The following is a 24,903-nucleotide window of genomic DNA, read 5'->3' as shown; positions in this document are numbered from 1 at the left end:
ATGTTGTTATAAAAATACCAGTGGGGCTGTAGCTCAGATGGGAGAGCGCATGACTGGCAGTCATGAGGTCGACGGTTCGATCCCGTTCAGCTCCACCAAGCATTTATCAAATAACTCCATTCCAGGCCATTGGCCCCCAGCAATAAAACAAATTTTAATTGTTTCCTGTTTCACTTCTTGCCGATACCGTAGGTAAATTTTCTGAAATCCGTGGTAATGTATCACTGACAAGGGAAAAGGCAACGATAAAACCAAAGGTTGACGATGGGTTGCAGATTAAGGACCTTGTATCTACAGGCGAAAGGGCGAGGACAAAACTATTGCTCGGCGATGACAGTATGCTCAGCGTTGGCCAAAACTCGAAACTTGAAATTACTCAGTTTTTGATTGAAAGAGGTAAACGTACCAGTATCCTCTCTCTTGGGGCAGGCACAATTGCAGCTGTGTAGCAGTTGGAGCAGCAGTAGCAGCTGGTGTCGCAGCTGCAACAAGTGGTGGGGGGGTAACTCCAACGCATCATCATTAAGGGGCTGATGGTGCTGGTTTTTAATATAAAAGTAGGAGAATGCATAAAAGGGGGTTGAAACAAATAGGAAGAGGTAAATCATAAAGAAACATTTATTCATTGCATGTATTTTTATTCCTATATGTTTAGGTCTCAACTCATGTGCCAACATCGATAAGAAAAACCTTTTAAAAAAAGAACCAGAAAAACAATCCGAAACCATAGGTGTGAAGGGGTTTAAAGAATCATATGTAAAACCAGGAATAGATCTTGCCAATTATCAGTGCCTATACATCAGAGATGTAGATACACGCAATGCAAGGTTGATAACTTCAGGTGTTTTTGACAAAAAAGCAACAATGGAAGAACTGGAAAAACTGTCAAAAGAAATGAAACAACGATTTAGAAACATACTTGGCATAGTAATGCCTGTCAAAGAGAACGGAGAGGAGATAAGAAGATACAAAGCGTTTGAAATTCAATTAAAGCTTACAGAAGTAGCAGGGACAGACGTTATTACAAATATAATAACAGGCGTATATTTATACACAGGTGTTACAGGTGCAATAATGGGAATGGAGGGTGTCGTAATTGACCACACAACAAAGGAACAACTCATTGTCCTGTCAGACAAGCACAAGGGGCCGGCGACGACAGATATTGATCCAGTTGAATTTATGATAGGAATAAAGGCTAAAAGCAGATGGGCTTATGCTTATGATACTATGGATTTATGGGCGGACAGCTTGGCAAAATTTCTTTCAGAAAGCAGGGGTCAGGCATATAAATCACCTCTAAAGAAAAAGACTCATTAAATCTTTCCGGCGTCGTTGCAGAAAAGTGCCATAGTGTTCCACAGTCTTATAGCAAGTTGTGTCAGACCAAGAACTGAATACTGATGTAATGTTGCATATTGAAATAGAATAGCAAAGACAACCCTTCAGGAAGTGTATCAATTTTTCTACAATGACGGTATGTTGGTTCTATTATCAAGAAAAAGATTATATTTTTTTATCTTTTTGTAAAGAAGCGTCCTGTGAATACCGAGTAAGTCAGCAGCCTGTGTCTTATTGTAGTTGGTTGTCTCCAGGGCGTATTGTATTGCCTCTCTTTCGGCAGTGGCGTTGACATCCCTCAGTGCACCACGGTGCGTGTCCCTTGCTTTCTTTTGTTTACTATATATATGGAAGGGTATATCACGGAGATGAATAACATTCCCTTCCATAGAAGAAACAACCCGCTCAAGTACGTTAAGGAGTTCCCGGACATTTCCCGGCCAATCGTAACTGCTTAAAGCATATTCGGGCTGCTGGTCTATCTTTACTTCTGGAATAGATAGATCCTGTGCAATCCGCTGTAGTAAATGGTGTACAAGGGGGGTGATGTCCTCTGTCCTGTCACGAAGGGGTGGAATACGTAATCGTATCACATTCAATCGATAAAACAGGTCCTTGCGAAATCTCCCATCCTGCAACATCTCTTCAAGATTCTGGTTGCTTGCTGTAATCAGACGAAAATCTGACCTGATAGGTATAGTTCCACCGATATGTTCGAACTCTTTCTCTTCAAGGACACGCAACAATTTCGGTTGCATCTCTATAGGCAGGTCACCTATTTCATCAAGAAACACAGTACCATGATTTCCAAGCTCAAACTTACCGGGTTTGCCGTATGGACTTGCCCCTGTGAAGGCACCTTTTTCATAACCAAAGAGCTCGGATTCAATCAGGTCTTTTGGTATGGAAGCACAATTAATTTTTATGAAGGGATATAGCTTACGGGGACTGGCATTATGGATTGCCTGGGCAAACATCTCTTTTCCTGTACCTGATTCGCCCGTAATCAGGACAGGGAAGTTATTACTGGCAGCCTTAAACGCCTGCCCTTTAAGATCAGACAAGGTATTACTTGCCCCAACGATACTATCAAATGTATAACGGGTAGAGCGCAGCGAGATGAGTTCTTCTTCATAAAGTTTTACCTTTGATTCAAGGAAAGATAATTCTTTTGCAAGCTTACTGACATCGCTTACCTTTTTAAACATCACCTGCCCGTACACAGCAATAACTTTACCGTTTTTCTTAATAGGGATTCGCTGAACCACCATGTCCTGCCCTTGAATCCTTTGTGCGACATTGATTTCTGGTTTTCCTGTTTTTGCTACAATGTGCATGCGTGTGTTTTCTATTACTTCAGTGACATGTTTGCCAATTTGAGCCTCATGATCAACCCCCAGGAATTGACCATAGGGTTTATTGAAATAAACAATATAACCATTGGTATCGGTGACCACAACACCATTGTAAATATTATCAAAAATCATTTTAAGCATCTTAAGCTGTTTCTTAACATCCTGGTGTTCGAAATCTGGTGGATTAACCTTATCTGAGCCCTTATTCCCGGCATAAGGATTTCGTATCTTTTTTTCCTGCATATGCCCCCTGTATCTATTCTGCTACAAGCATATATCTATTTGTATAAAATATTCTACATAAATTTTAATGTTCGACAAAATTTATTTACAATAAATGGCTTATTGATAGTGTATCATATCCCCTGGAAATAGGAAATATCCTAACAATTACAAATATTTATAAATGGTCATCTTTTGAATCAGGGCATGTGGCACAGGTATTGCAATATAAATGTTCAAAAATTTATTTTCTTTACAAATCATAGCGGGGGTTATCATGTCATTCGATATAAATGAACCCGAAATAAAACGCGAAAATGTATTAATTCTTTCTGATGCAGACTTCAATATTAACAATGTCTGTATTGTGACCGGTGCAGGCAGTGGTATTGGAAGGGCTACATGTATTGCAGCCGCAGCAAATAATCTTATGGCTGTTGGCCTTGATGTGGACGAAAAAGGGGGGAGAAAGACCCAGGATTTAGCCCGAAAAATTGGTGGTCAAATGGTTTTCATCAAAACGGACCTTACAAAGGATAAAGAAGTAGAACATGCAGTAAAAGAATCAGTGAAGCTGGGCAGCATCAAATACCTTGCAAATATTGCTGGTATACAGCATATTGATTCTATCGAAAACTTTCCTATGGAAAAATATGACTTTATGATGAGGCTGATGGTCCGGGCTCCGTTTTATCTCTCCAAATTGACAATCCCTTACATGAAAAAGAGCGAAGATGGCAAAGGTGCCATCGGTAATATGGGGTCTATTCATGCCCATATCAGTACATTAAATAAACCGGTCTACAATATAACGAAATTTGCTATGAGGGCGCTCTCTCAATCTATTGCCGCTGAAGGGGAGGGGTATATCCGTTCCTTTTCTGTGAGCACAGGTTTTGTAAAAACTGCATTGGCTCTTAACCAGATTCCATCACAGGCAGAGCAGCGCGGGATAACCCCTGAAGAGGTTGTCAGGGATGTCATGATGGGAAAATCACGGATAAAAGAGATGATGTCACCAATTGAAGTGGCAAATCTTTTTATCTTTGGTTTCTCCCGTTTCGCCAGATATTTAAATAGCGGGGATCTTTTGTTTGACGGAGGTGTGGTTTTAACGTATTAGCCCTTTTTATTTAGGGAAATAACAAAAAAAGGAGGTTTGTCATGAAGTCCAAAGCTTTAAAGATTGTATTTGTTTTTGTTGCACTGGTTTTTCTGGTTGGGTTGGCAGGTTCAGGTAAGGTTATGTCTGCAGAACCTTACAACCTTGGTGTTGCCCTCGGATTTACCGGCACAGGTACTCTCTACAGTAAAGACCAGTTGGAAGGCATCCATGTTGCTGTTGATGAGATAAATGCAAAGGGTGGTTTCCTTGGAAAGTATCCCATCAAGGTTTTTCAGAGAGATACACAGACAAAACCGGATGTGGGTGTTCGAGAGGTAAAAGATTTGATCCTCAGGGATAAGGTCCGTGCAGTTATTAATGATTATTCGAGTGCTGTTGCGGTTGCGGTGAAACCGATCTGCAGGGAGTATAAAACCCTTCATATTGCTGCAATCAGCAACTCGGAGAATATCACAAAGATTAACTACAGTCCTTATACATTCCAGGTAGTTCCAAACAGTTACATGCAGGCAAAGGCGGCAGTTCTTGCAATTGCCAAAATGGCAAAGGATAAAGGATGGAAGGAATATGTGACACTTGCCTCTGATTACGAGTGGGGAAGGTCGACCCAGGAAGAGGTGGTAAAGGAACTTAAGAAGGTAGCACCTCAATTAAAGCTAAAGAAAGAATTCTGGCCAAGACTTGGAGAGACCCAGTTTACCTCTTTCATCACAAGCATTATGGCAATGAAACCAGACTTTGTATATCCATGTCTTGCTTCAAAGGATAATGTTAGCTTTATAGAACAGGCGAGGCCTTATGGCTTTTTCGAAAAAGTAACATTTGCAGGTGGTATGGTAAGCGTCACGGAGTTGATTATAGAAGCAAAAACAGTCCCGAGAGGCCTCGTATCAATTACACGTGCACCGTTTTTTGCTCACCTGGATGTACCGATGATGGTAAATTTCGTAAAAAATTACCGGGCAAAGTATAAAAAATATCCAAGTGACTGGGCTGTTATGGGTTACGATGCAGTGTATTCCCTCAAACAGGGTATAGAAAAAGCAAAGACCATCGACACGGATAAGGTAAAGGACGCCATGAAAGGGCTCACCGTTGACCTGACCCGTGGCAAGCTGAGATTCCGTCCCATTGATAACCAGTTAAGTTGTTCATCATACGTTGGCGTTGTGGGGGATGACCCTAAATATCCATTCCCGATCTTAAAGGACGTGATAGAGGTTAAAGGTGCCGAAAGTGAGCGCCCGGAAGCTGAAATTGTTGCAGCAAGAAAAGCAGAACAAAAATAACTATAGGGCATAAACCATGGAATTCAGTTTTCTCTTTTCACAGTTTTTGAGCGGATTGACCTACGGCATGATACTCTTCCTTGTCGCCTCAGGTCTCTCCCTGATATTCGGCGTTATGAACATCCTGAACTTTGCCCATGCCACGCTCTGGCTGATCGGTGCATATTTCTGCTATTCCTTCTGGTATCTAATGCAGGGGTATAATTTTGCCTTATGGGTCAGCATTCCCCTTGCCGGATTTGCATGTGCTGCTGTGGGGTGGGTTACGGAGATTGTTTTGATCAAGCACATTTACAAGAGGGAACTCCATGAACAGTTGCTCATCACATATGCCCTAGCCTTGATTTTTGCTGATTTGATAAAAATTGTATGGGGCCCGACGGACAGGCTTATTGCCCGTCCCCCTGCAATTCAAAAACCCGTTTTTATCTTCGGGGCCCCCTTTGATTCCTATTTTATTTTTGTGATTCTTGCTGGTTTTGCAGTAGCCCTTGGTTTATGGTGGTTTCTTAAATATACGAGGTACGGTCATATCGTCAAGGCCGCCGTTTTTAGCCGTGAAATGGTAGGGGCCCTTGGTATCCCTATACCGAAAATCTATACATGGGTATTTACCCTCGGTATCTTTATCGCAGGATTTGCAGGGGGTGTCCAGGCACCTATAGGTTCTGTTAATCTCGGTATGGACATTGCTATTATTATCCAGGCCTTTTGTGTGGTTGTTATAGGTGGATTCGGAAGTCTTCTGGGGACCCTTGTAGGCGCGATTATTGTGGGTGAAGTTTTCTCTTTCGCAATCCTTTACTGGCCGGCTGGAGCAATGGTTCTCATCTTTGTAATTACTGCAGCAATTCTCATTATACGCCCATGGGGGCTCTTTGGAACACCGATGAGGACATAACATGGCTGAACATAAAAATAATATCTTAAAAAAAATATGGATGCCAGCGGCACTCTTTGTCCTGGCTTTGATTTTGCCATTCATTGTCACGGAATTCTGGGTCCATGTGCTGAACGAGATTCTTATTCTTGGCCTATTTGCCCTGAGTTTTAATATGATCTTCGGCTACATGGGGCAGCTCAGCTTCGGACATGCGGCATATTACGGGGTCGGTGCATATACCACGGGGCTCCTGATGGTAAAAGCAAACTGGCCGCTCTTCGTGACACTGCCCATATCGATGGTCACCGCAGGGATATGTGCGCTGATCCTCGGTTATTTCTGTGTCCGTTTAAGGGGTATCTATTTTGCCATCCTGACCATGGCATTTGGCCAGCTTGTTTTCTATATCATCTTCCAGTGGTATTCCTTCACAGGGGGTGACAACGGTCTTCAAGGGATTAATCCGCCTGCATGGCTATTCAAAACTAATCCCTACTATTTCTTTACCCTTGTGGTCGTAACCATTGGGGCGATTATTCTCTGGTTCATAAGCGAATCACCATTCGGGTATACCATGAGGACAATACGGGACAACACGGAGCGCACGGAGTTTATCGGGATCAACGTGCAGAGATATATGCTCATCAATTTTGTGATTGCCGGTATGTTTGCCGGTCTGGCAGGCGCCATCTGGGGACCATTTAACAGAAGTGTTGCGCCAGATCTCTGTAGCTGGCAACACTCGGGCGGTCCGGTATTCATGGCGATCCTTGGAGGCCCCCACTACTTCCTGGGTCCCATGCTCGGTTCGGTGATCTACACGCTTCTCAATGCCTTTGTAACGGGCTATACCGAGTACTGGCCACTGGTGAGCGGGATCGTCATTATTATCGTTGTTCTACTTTTGCCTGGTGGCGTTTTAGGGGTTTACAAGGAAAAGTTTGGTCATCTTAAAAGTAAAGAAAGTACAACCCTTGAACACGGGGGATCTTGATATGGCAAACGACAATATCCTACAGGTCGAACACTTAAGTAAGGCGTTTCATAAGTACCAGGTATTAACAGATGTAAATTACAATCTTCCGAAAGGTGAAATTGCGGCTATTATCGGCCCTAACGGGGCAGGAAAGACCACCTTTTTTAATCTCGTTACAGGTTATCATGCTGTAAGCGGAGGAACAGTCACTTTTATGGATAAGAATATCACAAACTGGTCTCGACATAAGATTGCCCGTACCGGGATAACCCGCGCCTTCCAGGTAAGTAATATTTATCCAAAGCTTACGACATATGAGAACGTACGTCAGTCAGTTCTTGCGCAACAGAAAAAGACCCTTAATTTCTTTACCCCTGCGAGGAAGCTTGCCCGGAATGAGACTTTAGAACTACTGGACATCACCGGATTGTCCGAATTCAGGGACACAGAAGCCGGAATCCTTTCGCAGGGTGATAAAAAGAAACTCGAACTTGCCCTGGCCCTTGCAAGTAAACCCAGCCTTCTCCTTCTCGATGAACCCACAGCAGGGATGTCATCAGAAGAGACCCACAATACAATGGAGTTGGTAAAACGCCTAAATAAGGAGATTGGTTTGACCATTCTCTTTACTGAACATGATATATCGGTCATTTTCGGGTATGCCCGTAAACTTTCTGTTTTGCATCAGGGGGTTCTTGTTGCCGAGGGCACCCCGGAAGAGGTAAGGAATAATAAGGAAGCCCAACAATGCTATCTTGGTGAGGAGATATGATACTCGAAGTAAAGGACATGAATACATATTACGGGACAAGCCACATACTTTTTGATGTTTCACTTCATATAAATAGCGGGGAACTCGTCTGCCTTTTGGGAAGGAATGGTGCAGGAAAAACAACAACCTTGAGGAGTATCATGGGGCTGACCCCCCCGAAAACGGGGAGTGTTACCTTCTACGGCGAGGAAATGAGGGGGAAACCCCCTTACTATGTGGCAAAGAAGGGGGTTGGATATGTACCTGATAACAGGCTCATTTTCCCTGACCTCACGGTACTGGAAAACCTTGAGATAGGAAGGAAAAATTCTGAGCACTTTAAAGGTGAACCATGGACGATCGAGAGAATCTATGAAATTTTTCCCAAGCTCAAACAGTTAGAAAAAAGTCTCGGCGGCTATTTAAGCGGTGGCGAACAGCAGATGCTGACCATAGGGAGAACCCTGATGGGGAATGCCGAATTGATTCTCCTTGACGAACCGGTTGAAGGGCTGGCGCCTCTTATAGTGAAAGACTTTGCGAATAAGCTGAAAAAACTCAGGAATGAAGGGGTGACAATCCTCTTTTCTGAGCAGAACGTGAGGTTTTCATTATCTGTTGCTGAGCGGGCCTATGTAATTGACAGGGGGAGAATCAAATACCACGGCAGTATTGAGGAATTAGCTACGAACGAAGAGGTTAAGAAAGAGTATTTAATGATCTAATTATCTTCAAAGTTCAATGTTCCATGTTCTATGCTTTTAACCTTGAACCTTGAACCTCTAACCTTGAACCTTTTGTGGAGGAAAACAATGAAACAGCTACTATGGAAACCATCTGAGGAGAGAATAAAAAATGCAAATATGACAAAATTCATAAGGTTTATAAACAAGCGGTTCAACAAGCAATTCACTGGTTACTTCGATCTCTATGATTGGTCAATCACGAATATTCCAGATTTCTGGGCAAGCGTGTGGGATTTTGTAGAGATTAAAGCATCAAAAAGGTACGAGAAGGTAGTGGATGATTTGAAGAAATTCCCCGGCATTCGGTGGTTTTTAGGTGCAGAGATGAATTTTGCTGAAAACCTTCTCAGATACAGGGATAAAGAGGTTGCTTTTGTTTTTAAGTGTGAAACCAAGCCAACAGTGTATATTACCTATGAAGAGATCTATAAAGCCGTTGGGCGTCTTGCAAGTTCTTTGAGAGGCCAAGGAGTGAAAAAGGGAGATAGGGTAGTGGCATATATGCCGAACATGACGGAGACGGCAATTGCCATGCTCGCCACTACAAGCATTGGTGCCACCTGGGCATCCTGCGGATCGGAACTGGGTATGCAGGCAGTTATTGACCGTTTCAGCCAGATAGAACCAAAGGTCCTGTTCGCTGTTGATGGGTACCTCTATAAAAACAAACCATTTGATATGCTCTCCGATGTTAAGGAAGTTGTGGAAGCAGTACCGTCAATAGAAAAGGTGGTCATTGTTTCCTACGTCAGCGAAAAACCCGACATCAGTTCCATACCCAGGGCTGTTCTCTACAAGGATTTCCTGGCCCGCGGAAAAGATGATGAGATTGTATTCGAGCAGGTGCCCTTTGACCATCCCGTTTATATTATGTTTTCTTCAGGAACAACTGGGAAACCGAAATGTATGGTACAGGGTGTTGGCGGAATACTGATCAACCATCTGAAGGAGCTTGTTCTCCATTCAGATTTGAAGAGAGAGGACACTATCATCTATATGACGGCACCGAGCTGGATGATGTGGAACTGGCTCATAAGTTCACTTGCAGTTGGCGCCAGGATTGTCCTCTTTGATGGGAACCCTGGATATCCGGATCTGGGGACTATGTGGAAGCTGATAGATGACGAGAAAATAACCTTTTTCGGGACAAGCGCAACGTACATTAATCTGCTGAAGAGTCAGGGCTTCAAACCAAAAGAGTTATTCAAACTCACTTCGCTGAAAGCAATCGGCCAGACCGGTTCTCCCCTCTCTGCTGAAGGATTCGAGTATGTTTATAAATATATCAAGGATGATGTCCATTTTAATTCTCTCTCCGGTGGTACTGATATCAACGGTTGTTTTGCGATCGGGTCTCCAACGCTGCCAGTATATGCCGGGCAACTGCAGGCCCCTGCGCTGGGAATGAAGGTGAAGGCATACGACGATAAGGGGAATCCAGTTTTTGACAAACAGGGGGAGCTTGTCTGTGAAGCACCTGCCCCTTCAATGCCTCTCTATTTCTGGAACGACCCCGAATATACGAAGTATAAAGATGCATACTTTGCAATATACCCGAATGTATGGCGACATGGAGATTATGTGGAGTTCTACAGTGATACCCATGGCATAACCTTCTTCGGACGTTCCGATGCCATATTGAAACCATCGGGTGTTCGTATAGGTACAGCTGAAATTTACAATATTGTAGAGGCATTTGATGAGATAGCCGACAGTGTAGCCATAGGACAGAGCTGGGAAAATGACCAGCGTGTTCTCCTTTTTGTGAAGCTTTCTCCTGGGGCAACCCTTACCGATGATTTGAAGGATAAGATAAAAAGAGCGCTCAGGGATAAGGCATCTCCAAGGCATGTCCCTGCTTTAATTCTCGAGGCCCCTGATATACCCTATACATTCAATATGAAGAAGGTAGAGAGCGCTATCACGAATATAATTAATGGCAGGCCAGTTACCAACAGAGATGCCCTGGTCAATCCTCAGTCACTTGATTATTTTGAGAAGATTCTGCATAATGTTCAGAAATGAGGACATGACTGCGTATTTTTTCCTGTACAAATTTCTCGGGGTATAGCCTTTTTATCCCATCTATCTGCATATTACGCAGTGGGGCATTTTACTTGATATAGGGTTGGCCGTAGAAATCGAGGAATACCGACTCCTTTAGAGGTCTTCTTGGTGTGGGTTTCGGCGGTTCACCAAAATACCCAAGAGGGGCCATCTCAACAACGCTATATTCCTCCGGTATTTTGAGAACTTCCTGTGCCTTTTTTGCATCGAAAAGACCTACATGGACAGTTCCAAGACCAAAGCTCCATGCGGCAAGGGCAATGTGTTCCATGGCAATCCCTGCATCAAACATGAACCAGTAGCCCCCCTTGTCAGTTGCAGGAGCTCCTTTATAAAACCCTGACAAACCTTTTTTGGCAAATAGGCATATTACACAGGGCGCCTCTATAATTGCATTATGTGCCGGATTGGTTGGTGGCAGAGCATTGCTCAGTTCCTCCTTTACCTTCTGGTCTTTCACCACAATGTACCTGCAGACCTGGGTATTTGCCCATGAAGGAGAGCATCTTGCTGCCTCGAGGATTTCAAGGATTATCTCGTCAGGAACAGGGTCTCTCCTGTACTTCCTTATGCTCCTTCGCTCAGATACTGCCTTTAAAAGTTCCATACTATCACCCCTGAAAACCATTTTAACACATTTAAATCTGTTTCATCAACATACTTTCATTGCTTTTCAACAATGCACCTTTGGGCGCACCGCATATCGGACATTTCCAATCATCGGAATGCTCTATAAAAGGAGAATGAAACATCTCTCACCGACAGGCGGATGCTTCTTTTGTCTGTCAGCACCCGGGCGACCGCCCTTATGTTCCATCATTTTTTATCCCCGATCAATGGCAGCACCCTATCTATATGAAAATATACAAGGTATCTTGGTTCCTTCTGTTGATCTTCGGGCACCACATAAGTCTTTCTCCACCGTATTTCGTTAATCAGCTTTGGGTCTGTCTCTTCTTTTATCTTTGTAAGATAGAGTCTTTTCCCTGCAAACTTCTCACCAGACTCCATGAAAAGATATGCTGCATGAGGGTTCGATTGCAAATTCTTGTGCGTCAGACGGTCGGTCATAATATAAGCAATTGTCTCTTCATCAATAAAATGAGGTCTTGAGTAAACAGCTACATTCACAAAACCATGAGAATCTGCGGTTGCAATAACACCGCGTCCTTCTTTGTTCTCAAAATATTCACTCAGCTTCATTTATACCCCCTTTTACAATTTCGAATAGTAAAGCTGTATTCTTTCTATAACCTTACCGGGATCCCCAGTCCTGACAGATATTCCTTCATCTGTCTTATCGTATATGTGCCAAAGTGTGCAATTGATGCAACAAGCACCGCATCTGCATGTCCATCAACAATTGCCTCATAGAGGTGTTCGAGTGTCCCCGCACCTCCTGATGCAATAACAGGTATCTTGACCGCATCAGCTATTGCCCTTGTCATCGGGATATCGTATCCCTTCTGGGTCCCATCTGCGTCCATGCTTGTGGGGAGTATCGAACCGGCCCCAAGTTGCTCCACCTTTTTTGCCCATTCAACAGCATCAATGCCCGTTGGCGTTCTTCCTCCATCCACCATCACCTCAAAACCAGACGGGACCTTTTTGGAGCTGCGGGTATCTATCGCAACAACAATCCTTTCTTTACCGAACATGCCTGAAGCTTCTTTCACAACATCCGGGCGCTTCACTGCCGCTGTATTTATCGAAACCTTTGAGACACCCGCCCTCATCAACTCTTCAATGTCCCCGGCAGTTCTTACACCGCCTCCAACAGTAAGCGGTATCGTTATTCTCTCAACCGTTCTCTTAATAACATCGATCATCGTCTTTCTCTTTTCAACCGTTGCCATGATATCGAGAAAAACCAGTTCGTCAGCCCCTGCCTCGCTGTATTCCCTGCCGGCTTCCGCTGGATCGCCAACCTCTTTCAAATCAACAAAGTGTATCCCCTTCACCAGACGGCCATCCTTTACGTCAAGACAGGGGATAATTCTTTTATAGTCCATACCTTATTTTCTCCTTTTAATTTTTGATGGGTACCTTAAAGCCTTATAGATGTAAGTCAAATCAAAAAGGAAATCAACTATTTTCTTATTAATTGCCTGAAAAATGTGGTAATTTGTTACTATAGGAATACCTTTCTGCAAGGGAGGAAATAAAGGATGTGGAACTGGAAATCGATTTATGAGGATGATAAATTTGCCTTTTATTCCGATATAGACAATATAATAGACTCTGAAGGAGATGAGGATGGTATCTATGCATCGGTCGAGTGCTATCAGCCAATGCCCCCAAGGGTTGTGGTATGGGTTGCCTTTGTGTTTAAAAAGAAACAGGCCATCAGCCATTATATAAAACAGAGGGAAGGGATGGGGCTACCGACAAATGGCTATCAAAAATATAAATATACCTTAAGCCTGGTGGAAATAGACTCAGAAAAGAAACAGTACAGGGTCATACCTGCGATAGACTACGATGGAGAAGGAAATCAATTAGGGGCCTCCTCAATCCTCATGAATGAAACAAAACCCCTTATTAGGGGAATAAAAACAGATTGGTCCCCGCTCCGCTCAAGGTCAACACATAAGGCAATACCGGCATTATATAAATTAATATACCCTTAATAATGTGGATTTTAATGACGGTTTATTGCCAAATTTCCCTGGGAGGTAACGTATGAAAAAACATACCTTGGTGCCTATCTTTGTTCTATCATTTTTAGTTTTTTGGATAATCTCAATATCATTTCTCCTTTACGGAGGAGGCCAACATGCCCTCGCTCAGGATAAAGGTTCCAAAACAGAAGCCGTCAAATTGCCACTCCCCAGGTATAACGGTGATGTATCAGTAGAGAAGGCCTTACTGGAGAGAAGGTCTTTGAGGAGTTACAGAGATGAACCCTTAACGCTCCCTGAGATATCCCAGATACTCTGGGCAGCCCAGGGGATTACAGAGCCCGGGAGAGGCCTGAGGACAGCCCCCTCAGCAAGGGTCCTTTACCTGCTTAATGTGTATCTGCTTTCAGGAAACGTAACCAACCTTCCAATTGGTATGTATAAATATCAACCCCGGGGCCATGAACTCATAAAGATCTCCGGGGGAGACAAAAAAGCCGAGCTATTCAATGCAGTTGGTCAGGCTCCCATTAAAAATGCCCCGGCAGTCTTGGTATTCTCCGGAATGTCAGAGCGCTCGACAAATCCAAGATGGATGTATGTGGAGGCCGGTCACGCTGCCCAGAATGTCTATTTGCAGGCCATTCCCCTTAAGCTCGGGGCCGTCGTAATAGGAGGTTTTAAAGACGAGGATGTGAGAAGGGCCTTAAACATGTCTGAAAAGGAACAACCCATTTATATCATGCCTGTGGGAAAAAAATAGGGGCAATGACATCGTGATGACTTACGGAAAACGTGTTTCTTTCCGGGTCATATGCAAGGCATGAATTCTTCCGCCAGTTTATATTATCCTCTTGTGGAAAATCCTTGCGGATAAAGCTTCCGCGGCTCTCCTTTCTTGAAAGGCTTGTGAAGAAAATTGCCCGTAGTATGAAGGATGCGCTCACCAAATCTTCTTTCAGTTTTCTTTCCATGACACCCTTGAAATCAGTTTTTCTCAACTGCCCCTCTACCTCTTCAAGTCTGTCAAGACCCTCTTCTAATCCCTTTCCGGTCTTTACCATCCCAGCGTAATTCCATGCAATTTCTCTTATCTTCTGGCGTATTTCTCTCAACTGACCACCTGTTGGTGTTGGGTAAGAAGCCTTATCTCCGGGTGTCCTTTCTAAATCTAAAGAAGGCAAGCGGTTGGCAAGGGCATATTGAGCTGAACTGCGTCCGCTAATTCTACCGAAAACAACGCATTCAGTCAGGGCATTCCCGCCCCTCCTGTTTGCACCGTGAAGCCCCCATACAACTTCACCACAGGCAAAAAGACCTTTTAGCGAGGTATGTCCCCGTTCATCTGTTCTCACCCCTCCCATGAAAAAATGGACAGCAGGGGATGTAGGAACAGGTTTGTTTCGAAAATCAAACCTCAACTTCGCCAAAAGACTTAAGGGATGTTTTCCCCATGATGAAGAAGGGACATTCCGGTAGTCCATATATACTGGGCCTGACTTAATCTCCTCAAAGAGGATTGCAGAGAATTCATCCCTTTTCTTTATAACGGCTTCATTGATATTATCCATCCCGTATTTTTTTACTACATCATCACCAGATGCGTTGATTAGTTTTGCTTCCTTGGGATATGGGGGATAATGTAACATAGAAGGAAGATGGGGACCTGAAATCACAAGGGGGTAAAACTGAACAAACTCCATGTCCCACAGCTCAAGGCCAGCCCTGGCAGCCAAGTAGTATCCCTGGCCCATCGTGTTTTTTTGATTGTCATTCCTAAGATAGATGGCACCAGCACCGCCTGTAGCTAAAACAATAGCCGGGGCATAAATATCCATTTCTCTCCCTGTTTTGTCAAAACCCCTCACACCATATACCCGGTTCTCCTTTTTCAAAATCTCTTCTACATAGAAATCTGTCAAGATATGAACCCTATCCAGGTTTTTTACAACCTCAGCCAGTTTTTTTACCAGAGTCACGCCGGGGATAATATCAGGACGCGAAGACTTCAAGGCATAAAGGTCGTTGGATTCCACTATGTCAAGCCCAAAAGAGCTGAGAAAGTTAAGGGCTTCAGGGGCCTCTCGTGCAATGAGCTTCACAAAAGGTTCGCTGTTAATCATCCTTCCGACCTTAAGTGTATCCCTGATATACTCATCTGGGCTGTAATGAGAGGTAGGGCCTGCAAATACTCCGTTTGACATTGCTGAATTTGTTCCAATTCCGATTGATCCTCTATCAATCAGTACTATTTCTGCACCCTCTTTTTGAGCCATATATGTGGCCACCATCCCCGCAAGGCCAGCTCCTATTACAATAATATCTTTTTTCATCTCCTGTCCCTTTTTGCCTTCAGCTATATGTAAAGCAGTGCTATTACTGACCCCGTTTCCGTCGGGCTGTTACCGTCTCTCCCCCAACCCCCCAGTTGTCAGTTTCAACCTCATCGATGACAACAAATATGGTCTGTGGTTTTTTGCCCAAAACATCCATGAGCAATTTTGTTGCTCCCTGGATAAGTTGTGCCTTTTGTTCCTGCGTAACACCTTCCTTTGTTACCCTGATATTTACGTATGGCATGATGAAATCCTCCTTTTTTTGAATAAATTACCACACCACTAGATTCCCATGCAACAACCTTTCCTTTACTGTACTCGCCATTCAAGGGTAATTTTGATCTCCCGTTGGGGGATGAAAATATACTTTTTCAGATTGCAGCCGTGAATATCCCTAACAATCCAAAGGGCATGATGCCCATGTAAAGGATCAGGAATATGAAGATATAGCAGAGGGCCTTCTCATGGAAGGAAAGCTTGATAGGCTCTATTAGAGGTGCCTCTTTGGAGTAGCTCATCCTTACAAGGTTAAGGTAATAGAATATCGAGATGACCGTATTGACCGCACCTATGATTACAATAGTCAGGTAACCTTCCCTAAAAGCACTTGTAAAGAGAAAAAGTTTCCCTGTAAAACCGCCGGTTGGGGGGATGCCTGCAAGGGAAAAGGCAGAGACCGCAAGGGTGAATGCAAGAAGTGGTGCCCTTTTAGAAAGTCCCACAAGGTCATTAAGCACGATATTTTCACCCTTTTTCGAAAGGAGTATAACCACATAAAAACATGCAAGGTTCATGAATAAATATATAGTAATGTAGTATATTGCTGATGCGCTGCCATCCCTGCTTAATGCAAGTATACCCATCATCAAATATCCCGCATGGGCAATGCCAGAATAGGCGAGAAGCCTTTTGATGTCTTTTTGAACAAGGGCCACGAGGTTTCCAAAGGTCATTGACAGTGCAGAAAGTATGATAAGGATACTCACAAATTGTGAAGACCCTGCAGAGGCAAGCATTGTAATCCTTATGAGAAGGGCAGCACCCGCAATCTTGGGGATAGTTGCAATGAATGTAGTGGTAGTATTAGATGCGCCCTCGTAAACGTCAGGGGCCCAGAAGTGGAATGGGAAGAGGGAGAGTTTAAAGAAAAATCCTGTGAGTGTAAGGATTAAGGCAAGAATACCTATCGGTTGATCAATGAATTTTGGAAATATAAAAAGGATTTCTGAGAGAAAGGTAGAATGGCACATGCCATAGAGATAACTCATACCATAAAGCATGATACCTGTAGATATGGCACCAAAAAACAGATATTTCATTGATGCCTCTAACTGAATTTTTGTCTGCCCCTTTCTCAGGGGGATTATCACGTAAAGGCTATAAGAAGAAACCTCCAGGGATATGACAATTGAGATAAGCTCCACTGAGCTCACAAGCATCATAAGCCCGAGTGTCGAAAAGCTTAAAAACATAAAATATTCAGGGAGGCAACCTTCTTCTATCTCATCCTTTGTATCAAGCATAAATACGACCAGACAAAAACCATAGGATAATAACGCCTTGAATACCTGCGAAAAAAGGTCAATCTTGTATGCACCGTGAAATAGCCATCCCCTGCCTGTAATGCTGGTGAGTGTAACGACAAGGCCAAGCAGGGATATTAATTTTGCACACATAAAGATGCTTTTTCTTCTCCTGCCGAGAGAGATGAACAGAAATGTCACGGAGACCAGTAGCATATACAGTTCAGGCAAAAGTAGCATCATAACATTACCTCTTTAATGAAAAAAACCCTGCATCTGTGTAGCAAGATGAATCAGTGTCTTTTCTATAGTATGCACAAACGGACGAGGAAAAATCCCAATCCATAGCACAAAAAGCGCAAGGGGCAGTAAATATATAATCTCTCTTATATTCATGTCCTTGATTGTTCTCTTGTCCTCTCTACCCCATGCAATCTGTTTTAATAACCTCAGCATGTAAGCTGCCGCGAGGACAGCACCAATTACCGCAAAAAAACCTGCAACCTTATTTTGAGAAAATGTTCCTATAAGTACATAGAGTTCTCCAACAAAATTATTTGTGCCGGGAAAGGCAAGCGCTGAAATAGAAAAGAGACCGAAGAAACCCATGTATACAGGCATGATCTTACCAAGGCCTGCATTATCATAAATCTCTCGACTGTGCGTCCTTTCATACACAATGCCCACGCAGAGGAAGAGCGCACCCGTAGAAACACCGTGGTTGAGCATCTGTAAAAGGGCCCCCTCAAATCCAAAGAGGGTAAATGAGAATATCCCTAACGTTGCGAATCCCATGTGAGCAACGCTTGAAAATGCTATCAGCCGCTTCATATCAGTCTGGCTCAAGCATACAAAACCACCATATATAATCGCAATAATGGAGAGCGCTACCATGTATGGTGCAAAATAAAGGCTCGCCTTTGGCGTAATGGGCAGGCAGAATCTCAAAAACCCATAAGTACCCATCTTCAGAAGCACACTGGCAAGAAACACGCTGCCTGCAGTAGGTGCCTCTGTATGTGCTGCAGGAAGCCATGTATGAAAGGGGAACATCGGCACCTTAACAGCAAAGGCAATGGCAAAGGCAAGGAATACCCAGTACTGAAATGTAAGGCTGTATTCTCTGAACATCGCATTCGGTATATTGAAACTACCGGTAGCAAGATACACTGCAATAATCGCAACAAGAAGAAACACACTGCCAAACAATGTGTATATGAAGAACTTTATCGATGCATAATCCTTTTTCGGACCACCCCAGATTGCTATCAGGAGATACATGGGGATAAGCATTGCTTCCCAGAAGACATAGAAGAGAATAAAGTCAAGGGAACAGAAAACCCCGATCAAGGCAGTTTCCATGAGCAATATACAGAACATGAACTCTTTAATCCTGTGTTCGATGGCAGTCCACGAGCAGAGGACACAGATAGGGGCAAGAAGGGCAGTGAGTATTACCAAAAAGATAGTAATGCCATCAATACCGAGTATGTAATTTATGTTATAGGCTGGTATCCACGGTATAAACTCACCAAACTGGAAGAGATATGTATCTGGATTAAAGTTAAAATAGAGCAGTAGGGAGACTAAAAGGTTTATGATACCCGTGATCAGAGCGGTGACCTTTATAGCCTTCTCATCCCTCATCACAAGGAGGATGATTACCCCGAGAAGGGGGAGAAATATGGTGGTTGAGAGTATCGGGAATTTCAGGGGATTCATCAAAAGGTACTGTTCCATAGCCATCAATCCTTCACATTCAGGTTAAAATTAGCCATATAATAAGAAAAAATATTAATAAAGAGAACCCTATGTATGCCTGAATTTTTCCTGTTTGAAGCCTCCGTACCAACGAGCCAGCCCCCCTTACTGTGGTTGCTGAACCGTCGACGATCCCATCAATGACCTTCCTGTCAATCCCATCAGACACACTTGCATTTTTAAAAAGCAGTCTAAGACCCAGTATTCTATAAAGCTCGCCCCACAGGGTATCCAAAGGGCCTATCACCCTTTCATCGAGCTTCATAAAAAGCCCTGTACCTTTCCTGTATATATAATCCATATCGAGATTTATCTTATCCTCGGGTGTGAGCTTCCCCACAAGGAGGAAGAAGACAAGCCCTGTAAAAGAGAGAATCTGCAAAGTTTCAGAAAGATGGGGCAATGTATATGGATGATACTCCACAGGAAATGGAAGAAGATTGTAGAGCAGCTTCGGATAGACACCGATAACCAAACAGAGAAACGATGTGAGCCCCATTGCCCAGAGCATACTCTTCGGAGGCTCCTTTGTTTTTATTGCGGATTCCTTTCCGAAAAATGCAAAGTAGGTGACCTTCAAACCAACGGATAAGAAGGTACCGATACCGGCAAGATTCATGAACGTCAAAAGCCAGAGCCTTCCCTGTTCATGGGCAGAGGCAACGATCATGGATTTGCTCACGAATCCGCTGAAAAGCGGGAAACCGGAGATCGATATGGCGCCGACAATATAGAAAATCATCGTAAGCGGCATATATTTATACAGGCCGCCAAGCTTTGAAAGCTTCGCAGTTCCCGTCATGTAAAGGACCGAACCGGCACCCATAAAGAGGAGCGCCTTGTAAAGGATATGGGCAAAGGCATGGGCACATGCCCCGTTGACAGCCATCTCGGTCCCTATACCGACCCCTGCTACCATGTAACCCACCTGGCTGATGATATGATATGCAAGAACACGCCGTATGTCGTTTTCAATGACGGCATAGAAAACACCGTACACGGTCATTGCAGTGCCAAGGATTGCAAGTATCTCAAATCCGGCGAACCCTCGTGCCAGGACGTAGACGGCCGTTTTTGTTGTGAAGGCACACATAAATACTGCACCGGCCACCGTCGCTTCAGGGTATGCATCGGGGAGCCAGGCATGAAGCGGAAGCACGGCAGCATTAAGGGAGAATCCGGCAAGGATTAGGTATTCCGGAAGACCCGCATTAGCCGGGAGTATGCTGTTAAAAACAAGGTTGCCCGTTTTGGCATAGTAAAGCATCATGCCGGTAAAGAAGAGGAGTCCGCCAAAGACGTGAACGAGGAGATACCGAAATCCTGCATCAATCGAGCGTTTTTCCCTGCGGTACCAGACGAGAAATACCGAGGAGAATGCCATAATCTCCCAGAAGATAAAAAGTGTCAGGTAATCTCCCGCAAAGATGGCGCCCAGGGAGCTTCCCACATAATAAAAACCCGCTATATGGTGCCCGTTCTCCTTCACGTGGAGTGCATAGATGGCACCGAGAAGGGCCATGATGACAAAAACCCAGGCAAAGACGAGGCTCAGCTTATCGACCCTGCCGAAGACAAGGTTCATATTGAGAAAACTTACGCTTCCGTATGTACCGGTCTTCATGAAGGCAACGTCGATGATGGAAAGGATCGGGATGAGAAGGGTAAGGAATTTCTTCGCTTTCCCTTTTACGAAGGGAATCAAGAGACTTCCAAGGAGATAGAAGAGGGCCGGGTGTATCCACTTATCCATAGTAGTCCTCGTCCTTTGAGAGAAATAGATGCGCTATGCCCTTGGCGACTTTAATAAGAATAAAGCAACCCACGCCGCCGAATATAGTCCAATAGGCCGGGAATGTATCTATCCAGTAGTGTCCGTGCGCCTCGGTAAGGCGCAGAGCAACATCGTAGAGTGCAAGGACTGCGAGATAGACGATAAGAACTATGTTCAACGTTTTCATATTCCGTCTTAATGCTTCAATATATTTAAGGACATTCATGGCAGCAACCTCCCGATAAGACCTACAAAGAACTGCGGGAAAAGACCGAGCGCAACAGATATAAGAGAGGCAATCACGATTGGGACCACCATTGTGGCCGGCGCTTCCTTTATATCCCCCTTTGTCCACCCAACCTTTTTGCCCTGAAAGAATGCCTTAAATGTAATAGGGGCAAAGTAACCTGCATTAAGTATTGAACTTACCATAAGGACGATTACAATAATTAGGTTATGAATTCCCAGGGCTCCCTTAAGTAGATACCATTTACTTACAAATCCGGCAACCGGCGGTACCCCAATCATGCTCAGGGATGCTATTGCAAAGGCCCCCATTGTGAAGGGCATTGCATAACCAATGCCTTCCATATCACTAATCCTTTTCTTATGCGTCACAACATATATAGCGCCTGCACAGAAGAATAAGGTGATCTTACTAAAACCATGATTCACAATATGGAGGATGCCACCGAGAACCCCTGAACTATCAAGGAGCGCTACACCGAGGACTATATATGAAAGCTGGCTTACAGTAGAATATGCAAGCCGCGCCTTTATATCATCTTTGGTCAGCGCTATAATGGATGCGGCCAGGATTGTGAATGACACAAAGTATGCGGTGCATATACCAAGGTTCAGCCTATGTAGGAGCTCTATGCCAAAGGTTGAAAGCATGACCCTTGAGATACAGAACACACCTGCCTTCACAACGGCAACAGCATGGAGAAGGGCGGTCACAGGTGTCGGGGCAATCATCGCAGAAGGTAGCCAGTTATGAAGGGGCATTATAGCAGCCTTGGCAAATCCAGCGATAAATAGCACATACGTTACAACGATCCAGACATTATCTACACCTTTTGTAAAAACTCCCTTGGTTATGTTATCGGCAAAATCAAGGGTCCCTGTGAATACATAGGTAAGAATGACAGCAGGTAAAAGAAGCCCCTTGGCTGTCCCCATAAGATACACGATATATTTTTTCCCACCTTCATATGCCTCTTCATCCTGATGGTGGGCAACCAGAGGATAGGTAAATAATGTGATAACTTCATAGAAGAGATAAAGGGAAAAGAGGCTTCCAGAAAAAGAAACCCCCTGTGCACCAAGTATTGCGATAGCGAAGCAGGTATAGTACCGTGTCTGGGCATGTTCTTTAAGGGACCTCATATAGCCTATATTGTAAAAGGTTGCAAATATCCATAAAAAGGAAGATATAATTCCAAAAACTAAAGAAAGGGCGTCTACTCTAAAATTTAAGGAGATACCGGGGGCTATGGTAGACAAGGTATAGAGGATTTTATTACCATTCAGTATAGCAGGGACCATGCTTACCACGGAGATGAATGTGAGGATTGAGCCGGCGACAGACCAGAATTCCCTTATATTCTGTCTTTTCCTCGATATGAGAATGAGAATGGATGTAAGGAGGATGATAGTAATCGGTAGAAGTGGTCTTGCACTCTCAATATGCATACGTCAGTCTTTCATCTCCTTTATTTCTCCGCCTTCTATATGTTTGTACTTCCTAAATATTAAGATAATGATACCCAGCGCAATAGCTGCTTCTGCTGCTGCAATTCCCATGATGAACAGGGTAAATATCATCCCGTAGGGGTTGTCCTGCGAAGAAAACCTGTTAAAGGCAACAAGGTTCAGGCCTGCCCCATTCATGATGAGTTCTACGGATACGAGCATGCCTATCAGGGTTCTCCTGTATAAAACACCCAATACCCCACAGCAAAGGAGGAACAATGAGACAAAAAGGTATGTATAGAGATTGTTGTAAAAAAATACCTCTGTCATTTTTCCTCCTTCGAGAAAAGGGCAAGCATGATCGCACCGATAATACTTACAACAATGAGAAGCGAAATAAGTTCAAATGGAAGGGTAAGCTTGTCAAAGAGGGCCCTGCCAATATCCTTTGTTGATATGGCGAAGGCATCAATTCTCCCTCCTGTTAGGAATGCACGCATTATAATCTTTAAAAGTACAAAGAAAGAAAAAAGTGAGACAATCAGGGACACAAAAAAATTTGTTAAGGTGGTCCATTCTTTTGGTCTCTTGTAGAGAGGACCGGCAAGCATTATAGCGAATACGATAAGGATTGAGATAGCCCCGACATATATGAGAATCTGCATCATTGCGAGAAAAGGTGCATTAAGATACACATAGAGTCCAGCAATGCCGAACATTGCGGTTACAAGTCCAATCATTGCATAGATGATTGAGCCTGATAAAACAGCCATTAGGGCACCTATAAAGGTTATAAACATAATAAGGACAAATACTATTTCAGCAAAGTTCATTACCTTGTCTTCCTCTCCTCAAATTCCTTCACGAGGTCGAAATGGAAATCCTCCCTTTTAAAACCTGCAAGGTTATAATCCGCCGAGAAGGTAAGTGCGTCAACAGGGCATGTTTCAACACATATTCCACACTGGCTGCAGGTTGTAAAATCTAATATATATTCTGTGGCGGTCTTTTTCTTTTCGCCTTCTTTCTTTTCGCCTTCCACCTTTTTTATCGAGCCGGACGGACAGTTTTTCACACACATGCCGCACACTATGCAGCTTGGCCTGTCCGGATTTTCGCTGTCTGCCACAAGTTTTGTGTGGCCCCTGAATCGGGGCGTAATATTTATGACCTTTCTCGGGTACTGGACCGTGACAACAGGACTAAAGAAGGCTTTGATGGTCACGCCCATACCGACGAGGAGCGAAATAGCACCCTTTATGATATCCAGAACGTATCTCATAAGCCTCAACATACCCCTGAAAAATAACCAATGACCAAATTACAATAACCAAACAACACCACCTTCAACAGCCGTGATATATCATCCCAGAAATGATTGGTTATTGGTGATTGATGATTGGTAATTATCTGGTTATTGGTGATTGGTAATTGGTCATTATTTAGTTTCATAATTTGAGGATCCCTCCTGTGACAAGCAAGTTCGCAAAGGAAACAGGTATCAGTATCTTCCAGGAGAAATTCAACAATTGATCAAACCTGACTCGCGGGAATGTCCAGCGGAACCAGAGGATAACGAAGACAAGGAAGTACGTTTTTATAAGGAACCAGACGATACCGGGAAGAACCGGTCCAAGATAACCGCCAAGGAAAAATGTCGTCGCAATGGCACTGATAATCATGATGTTCGTATATTCGGCAAGGAAAAAGATGGCAAAGCGCATACCCGAATACTCCGTATGGAAACCGGCAACAAGCTCGCTTTCTGCCTCGGGCAGATCGAAAGGCGTTCTATTCGTTTCGGCCACACCGGCAATAAAATAGATAAGAAATGCAAAGGGCTGATAGATGACAAACCACATACCCTTCTGAGCTTCCACTATGTCTCTCAAAGAAAGGGAACTTGCAATTATCACAATGGAGAGAAGCGAGAGCAAAAGCGGTATCTCATAAGCAATATTCTGCGCCACGCTTCTCACCGCTCCGATGAGGGAATATTTATTGTTTGAACCCCATCCTGCAATGAGGATCGAAAGCGTCGACAAAGATGAAAAAGCTAGAATCACCAGTATCCCCACATTAATATCCTTTACCTGCAAACATGCATCAAAGGGGATAACGATAAAAGATACAAGGACAGGAATAAATATTAAGGTAGGGGCAAGGAAGTACAACGGTCTTTCTACATTTACAGGTGTGAGAAGTTCCTTTCCAAGAAGCTTGAGACTATCTGCGATGGGCTGAATGAGGCCGAAGGGACCCACTTCTTTAGCAGCTATCCTTCGCTGCATATGTCCTGCAACCTTCCGTTCGGCCCATGTGAGTATAAGGGCATTAATCACTACAAGGATAATGACCCCGACAAGACCGATAATTGTCCTTGCCGTTTCTTTACCTATTATATCTATAATCTCATTCATATTTTAAGCCTTCAGCT

26 protein-coding genes and 1 tRNA gene are annotated in these 24,903 nt (G+C 43.8%); 12 read left to right on the top strand and 15 right to left on the bottom strand.

Annotated features, from left to right (window positions below):
* The first annotated feature begins 22 nt into the window (after positions 1-22).
* The 3 genes from NTU69_00835 (at position 23) to NTU69_00825 (ending at position 1,320) form a co-directional block, all read left to right on the top strand.
* Positions 23-98 (top strand) — tRNA-Ala (locus NTU69_00835).
* Positions 99-158: 60 nt separating this feature from the next.
* A complete protein-coding gene (locus tag NTU69_00830; GenBank protein MCX5802075.1) occupies positions 159-449 on the top strand; it encodes a hypothetical protein in 291 nt (96 codons plus the stop codon).
* 283 nt (positions 450-732) lie between these two features.
* Entirely contained in the window at positions 733-1,320 is a 588-nt protein-coding gene (locus NTU69_00825) for a DUF3313 family protein (GenBank protein ID MCX5802074.1), read from the top strand.
* Between the two features lie 146 nt (positions 1,321-1,466).
* On the opposite strand, the gene NTU69_00820 is transcribed toward NTU69_00825, so the two are convergent.
* Positions 1,467-2,939 carry a sigma 54-interacting transcriptional regulator gene (locus NTU69_00820; protein MCX5802073.1) on the bottom strand — a complete coding sequence of 491 codons (1,473 nt, stop codon included), beginning with the start codon at positions 2,937-2,939 and terminating at the stop codon, positions 1,467-1,469.
* A 256-nt stretch (positions 2,940-3,195) separates the two neighbouring features.
* Here NTU69_00820 and NTU69_00815 point away from each other — a divergent pair, with 256 nt between their 5' ends.
* The 7 genes from NTU69_00815 to NTU69_00785 all read left to right on the top strand — a co-directional run bounded on the left by NTU69_00815 (position 3,196) and on the right by NTU69_00785 (position 10,714).
* The gene (locus NTU69_00815) at positions 3,196-4,041 is read left to right on the top strand and encodes an SDR family oxidoreductase (GenBank protein MCX5802072.1); all 846 of its coding nucleotides are present in this window, start codon (positions 3,196-3,198) and stop codon (positions 4,039-4,041) included.
* Positions 4,042-4,082: 41 nt separating this feature from the next.
* Positions 4,083-5,333 (top strand): ABC transporter substrate-binding protein, encoded by a 1,251-nt coding sequence (locus NTU69_00810; protein ID MCX5802071.1) that lies wholly within the window; start codon positions 4,083-4,085, stop codon positions 5,331-5,333.
* A gap of 16 nt (positions 5,334-5,349) precedes the next feature.
* Positions 5,350-6,234 (top strand): branched-chain amino acid ABC transporter permease, encoded by an 885-nt coding sequence (locus tag NTU69_00805; GenBank protein ID MCX5802070.1) that lies wholly within the window; start codon positions 5,350-5,352, stop codon positions 6,232-6,234.
* A 1-nt stretch (position 6,235) separates the two neighbouring features.
* On the top strand, positions 6,236-7,210 hold the full coding sequence (locus NTU69_00800) for a branched-chain amino acid ABC transporter permease (protein ID MCX5802069.1): 975 nt from the start codon (positions 6,236-6,238) through the stop codon (positions 7,208-7,210).
* 1 nt (position 7,211) lies between these two features.
* The gene (locus tag NTU69_00795; GenBank protein ID MCX5802068.1) at positions 7,212-7,964 is read left to right on the top strand and encodes an ABC transporter ATP-binding protein; all 753 of its coding nucleotides are present in this window, start codon (positions 7,212-7,214) and stop codon (positions 7,962-7,964) included.
* Positions 7,961-8,668 carry an ABC transporter ATP-binding protein gene (locus tag NTU69_00790; GenBank protein ID MCX5802067.1) on the top strand — a complete coding sequence of 236 codons (708 nt, stop codon included), beginning with the start codon at positions 7,961-7,963 and terminating at the stop codon, positions 8,666-8,668. Before NTU69_00795 ends, NTU69_00790 begins: the two co-directional genes overlap by 4 nt.
* Before the next feature lie 87 nt (positions 8,669-8,755).
* The gene (locus tag NTU69_00785; protein MCX5802066.1) at positions 8,756-10,714 is read left to right on the top strand and encodes an acetoacetate--CoA ligase; all 1,959 of its coding nucleotides are present in this window, start codon (positions 8,756-8,758) and stop codon (positions 10,712-10,714) included.
* Positions 10,715-10,802: 88 nt separating this feature from the next.
* Here the strand turns inward: NTU69_00785 and NTU69_00780 are convergent, their stop codons facing one another.
* The 3 genes from NTU69_00780 to hisF form a co-directional block, all read right to left on the bottom strand.
* A complete protein-coding gene (locus tag NTU69_00780; protein ID MCX5802065.1) occupies positions 10,803-11,363 on the bottom strand; it encodes a nitroreductase family protein in 561 nt (186 codons plus the stop codon).
* A 209-nt stretch (positions 11,364-11,572) separates the two neighbouring features.
* Positions 11,573-11,959: a pyridoxamine 5'-phosphate oxidase family protein gene (locus NTU69_00775; GenBank protein ID MCX5802064.1), complete on the bottom strand. Its 387-nt coding sequence runs from the start codon at positions 11,957-11,959 to the stop codon at positions 11,573-11,575.
* Positions 11,960-12,003: 44 nt separating this feature from the next.
* Complete coding sequence (hisF, locus tag NTU69_00770) at positions 12,004-12,768, bottom strand: imidazole glycerol phosphate synthase subunit HisF (GenBank protein ID MCX5802063.1); 765 nt, start codon at positions 12,766-12,768, stop codon at positions 12,004-12,006.
* A 156-nt stretch (positions 12,769-12,924) separates the two neighbouring features.
* On the opposite strand from hisF, the gene NTU69_00765 reads away from it, so the two are divergent.
* Together NTU69_00765 and NTU69_00760 are read left to right on the top strand one after the other, a co-directional pair.
* Positions 12,925-13,386, top strand: coding sequence for a hypothetical protein (locus NTU69_00765; GenBank protein ID MCX5802062.1), 462 nt, complete (start codon positions 12,925-12,927; stop codon positions 13,384-13,386).
* A 52-nt stretch (positions 13,387-13,438) separates the two neighbouring features.
* Positions 13,439-14,140: a SagB/ThcOx family dehydrogenase gene (locus NTU69_00760; protein ID MCX5802061.1), complete on the top strand. Its 702-nt coding sequence runs from the start codon at positions 13,439-13,441 to the stop codon at positions 14,138-14,140.
* Here the strand turns inward: NTU69_00760 and NTU69_00755 are convergent.
* From NTU69_00755 to nuoH, 11 genes are all read right to left on the bottom strand, one after another.
* Entirely contained in the window at positions 14,118-15,710 is a 1,593-nt protein-coding gene (locus NTU69_00755; protein ID MCX5802060.1) for an FAD-binding protein, read from the bottom strand. The genes NTU69_00760 and NTU69_00755 overlap by 23 nt on opposite strands.
* Positions 15,711-15,753: 43 nt before the next feature.
* Entirely contained in the window at positions 15,754-15,957 is a 204-nt protein-coding gene (locus NTU69_00750) for a 4-oxalocrotonate tautomerase family protein (protein ID MCX5802059.1), read from the bottom strand.
* Positions 15,958-16,084: 127 nt separating this feature from the next.
* A complete protein-coding gene (locus NTU69_00745; protein ID MCX5802058.1) occupies positions 16,085-17,479 on the bottom strand; it encodes an NADH-quinone oxidoreductase subunit N in 1,395 nt (464 codons plus the stop codon).
* Between the two features lie 12 nt (positions 17,480-17,491).
* Positions 17,492-18,982, bottom strand: a complete 1,491-nt coding sequence (locus tag NTU69_00740; protein MCX5802057.1) for an NADH-quinone oxidoreductase subunit M — start codon at positions 18,980-18,982, stop codon at positions 17,492-17,494.
* A 13-nt stretch (positions 18,983-18,995) separates the two neighbouring features.
* Positions 18,996-20,750, bottom strand: coding sequence for a Na(+)/H(+) antiporter subunit D (locus NTU69_00735; GenBank protein ID MCX5802056.1), 1,755 nt, complete (start codon positions 20,748-20,750; stop codon positions 18,996-18,998).
* Positions 20,743-20,997, bottom strand: coding sequence for a hypothetical protein (locus NTU69_00730; protein ID MCX5802055.1), 255 nt, complete (start codon positions 20,995-20,997; stop codon positions 20,743-20,745). Before NTU69_00730 ends, NTU69_00735 begins: the two co-directional genes overlap by 8 nt.
* Positions 20,994-22,466: a monovalent cation/H+ antiporter subunit D family protein gene (locus tag NTU69_00725; protein MCX5802054.1), complete on the bottom strand. Its 1,473-nt coding sequence runs from the start codon at positions 22,464-22,466 to the stop codon at positions 20,994-20,996. Before NTU69_00725 ends, NTU69_00730 begins: the two co-directional genes overlap by 4 nt.
* A 3-nt stretch (positions 22,467-22,469) precedes the next feature.
* Complete coding sequence (nuoK, locus tag NTU69_00720) at positions 22,470-22,796, bottom strand: NADH-quinone oxidoreductase subunit NuoK (GenBank protein MCX5802053.1); 327 nt, start codon at positions 22,794-22,796, stop codon at positions 22,470-22,472.
* On the bottom strand, positions 22,793-23,299 hold the full coding sequence (locus NTU69_00715) for an NADH-quinone oxidoreductase subunit J (GenBank protein MCX5802052.1): 507 nt from the start codon (positions 23,297-23,299) through the stop codon (positions 22,793-22,795). The genes nuoK and NTU69_00715 overlap by 4 nt, the downstream gene beginning before the upstream one ends.
* Positions 23,299-23,748 carry a 4Fe-4S dicluster domain-containing protein gene (locus NTU69_00710; GenBank protein MCX5802051.1) on the bottom strand — a complete coding sequence of 150 codons (450 nt, stop codon included), beginning with the start codon at positions 23,746-23,748 and terminating at the stop codon, positions 23,299-23,301. The genes NTU69_00715 and NTU69_00710 overlap by 1 nt, the downstream gene beginning before the upstream one ends.
* Before the next feature lie 166 nt (positions 23,749-23,914).
* The gene (gene nuoH, locus NTU69_00705; GenBank protein MCX5802050.1) at positions 23,915-24,886 is read right to left on the bottom strand and encodes an NADH-quinone oxidoreductase subunit NuoH; all 972 of its coding nucleotides are present in this window, start codon (positions 24,884-24,886) and stop codon (positions 23,915-23,917) included.
* Positions 24,887-24,903: the final 17 nt, after the last annotated feature.

It is taken from the genome of Pseudomonadota bacterium, from assembly GCA_026388215.1.
Lineage (GTDB): Bacteria > Desulfobacterota > Syntrophorhabdia > Syntrophorhabdales > Syntrophorhabdaceae > JAPLKF01.
This window is presented reverse-complemented; position numbering and strand designations above follow the sequence as displayed.

Excerpts from the sequence above, each read along its gene's own strand:
- NTU69_00820 (MCX5802073.1), bottom strand. The coding sequence starts at position 2,939 with ATGCAGGAAAAAAAGATACGAAATCCTTATGCCGGGAATAAGGGCTCA.
- NTU69_00815 (MCX5802072.1), top strand. The coding sequence starts at position 3,196 with ATGTCATTCGATATAAATGAACCCGAAATAAAACGCGAAAATGTATTA.
- NTU69_00810 (MCX5802071.1), top strand. The coding sequence starts at position 4,083 with ATGAAGTCCAAAGCTTTAAAGATTGTATTTGTTTTTGTTGCACTGGTT.
- NTU69_00805 (MCX5802070.1), top strand. The coding sequence starts at position 5,350 with ATGGAATTCAGTTTTCTCTTTTCACAGTTTTTGAGCGGATTGACCTAC.
- NTU69_00800 (MCX5802069.1), top strand. The coding sequence starts at position 6,236 with ATGGCTGAACATAAAAATAATATCTTAAAAAAAATATGGATGCCAGCG.
- NTU69_00795 (MCX5802068.1), top strand. The coding sequence starts at position 7,212 with ATGGCAAACGACAATATCCTACAGGTCGAACACTTAAGTAAGGCGTTT.
- NTU69_00790 (MCX5802067.1), top strand. The coding sequence starts at position 7,961 with ATGATACTCGAAGTAAAGGACATGAATACATATTACGGGACAAGCCAC.
- NTU69_00785 (MCX5802066.1), top strand. The coding sequence starts at position 8,756 with ATGAAACAGCTACTATGGAAACCATCTGAGGAGAGAATAAAAAATGCA.
- NTU69_00780 (MCX5802065.1), bottom strand. The coding sequence starts at position 11,363 with ATGGAACTTTTAAAGGCAGTATCTGAGCGAAGGAGCATAAGGAAGTAC.
- NTU69_00775 (MCX5802064.1), bottom strand. The coding sequence starts at position 11,959 with ATGAAGCTGAGTGAATATTTTGAGAACAAAGAAGGACGCGGTGTTATT.
- hisF (MCX5802063.1), bottom strand. The coding sequence starts at position 12,768 with ATGGACTATAAAAGAATTATCCCCTGTCTTGACGTAAAGGATGGCCGT.
- NTU69_00765 (MCX5802062.1), top strand. The coding sequence starts at position 12,925 with ATGTGGAACTGGAAATCGATTTATGAGGATGATAAATTTGCCTTTTAT.
- NTU69_00760 (MCX5802061.1), top strand. The coding sequence starts at position 13,439 with ATGAAAAAACATACCTTGGTGCCTATCTTTGTTCTATCATTTTTAGTT.
- NTU69_00755 (MCX5802060.1), bottom strand. The coding sequence starts at position 15,710 with ATGAAAAAAGATATTATTGTAATAGGAGCTGGCCTTGCGGGGATGGTG.
- NTU69_00750 (MCX5802059.1), bottom strand. The coding sequence starts at position 15,957 with ATGCCATACGTAAATATCAGGGTAACAAAGGAAGGTGTTACGCAGGAA.
- NTU69_00745 (MCX5802058.1), bottom strand. The coding sequence starts at position 17,479 with ATGATGCTACTTTTGCCTGAACTGTATATGCTACTGGTCTCCGTGACA.
- NTU69_00740 (MCX5802057.1), bottom strand. The coding sequence starts at position 18,982 with ATGGCTATGGAACAGTACCTTTTGATGAATCCCCTGAAATTCCCGATA.
- NTU69_00735 (MCX5802056.1), bottom strand. The coding sequence starts at position 20,750 with ATGGATAAGTGGATACACCCGGCCCTCTTCTATCTCCTTGGAAGTCTC.
- NTU69_00730 (MCX5802055.1), bottom strand. The coding sequence starts at position 20,997 with ATGAATGTCCTTAAATATATTGAAGCATTAAGACGGAATATGAAAACG.
- NTU69_00725 (MCX5802054.1), bottom strand. The coding sequence starts at position 22,466 with ATGCATATTGAGAGTGCAAGACCACTTCTACCGATTACTATCATCCTC.
- nuoK (MCX5802053.1), bottom strand. The coding sequence starts at position 22,796 with ATGACAGAGGTATTTTTTTACAACAATCTCTATACATACCTTTTTGTC.
- NTU69_00715 (MCX5802052.1), bottom strand. The coding sequence starts at position 23,299 with ATGAACTTTGCTGAAATAGTATTTGTCCTTATTATGTTTATAACCTTT.
- NTU69_00710 (MCX5802051.1), bottom strand. The coding sequence starts at position 23,748 with ATGAGATACGTTCTGGATATCATAAAGGGTGCTATTTCGCTCCTCGTC.
- nuoH (MCX5802050.1), bottom strand. The coding sequence starts at position 24,886 with ATGAATGAGATTATAGATATAATAGGTAAAGAAACGGCAAGGACAATT.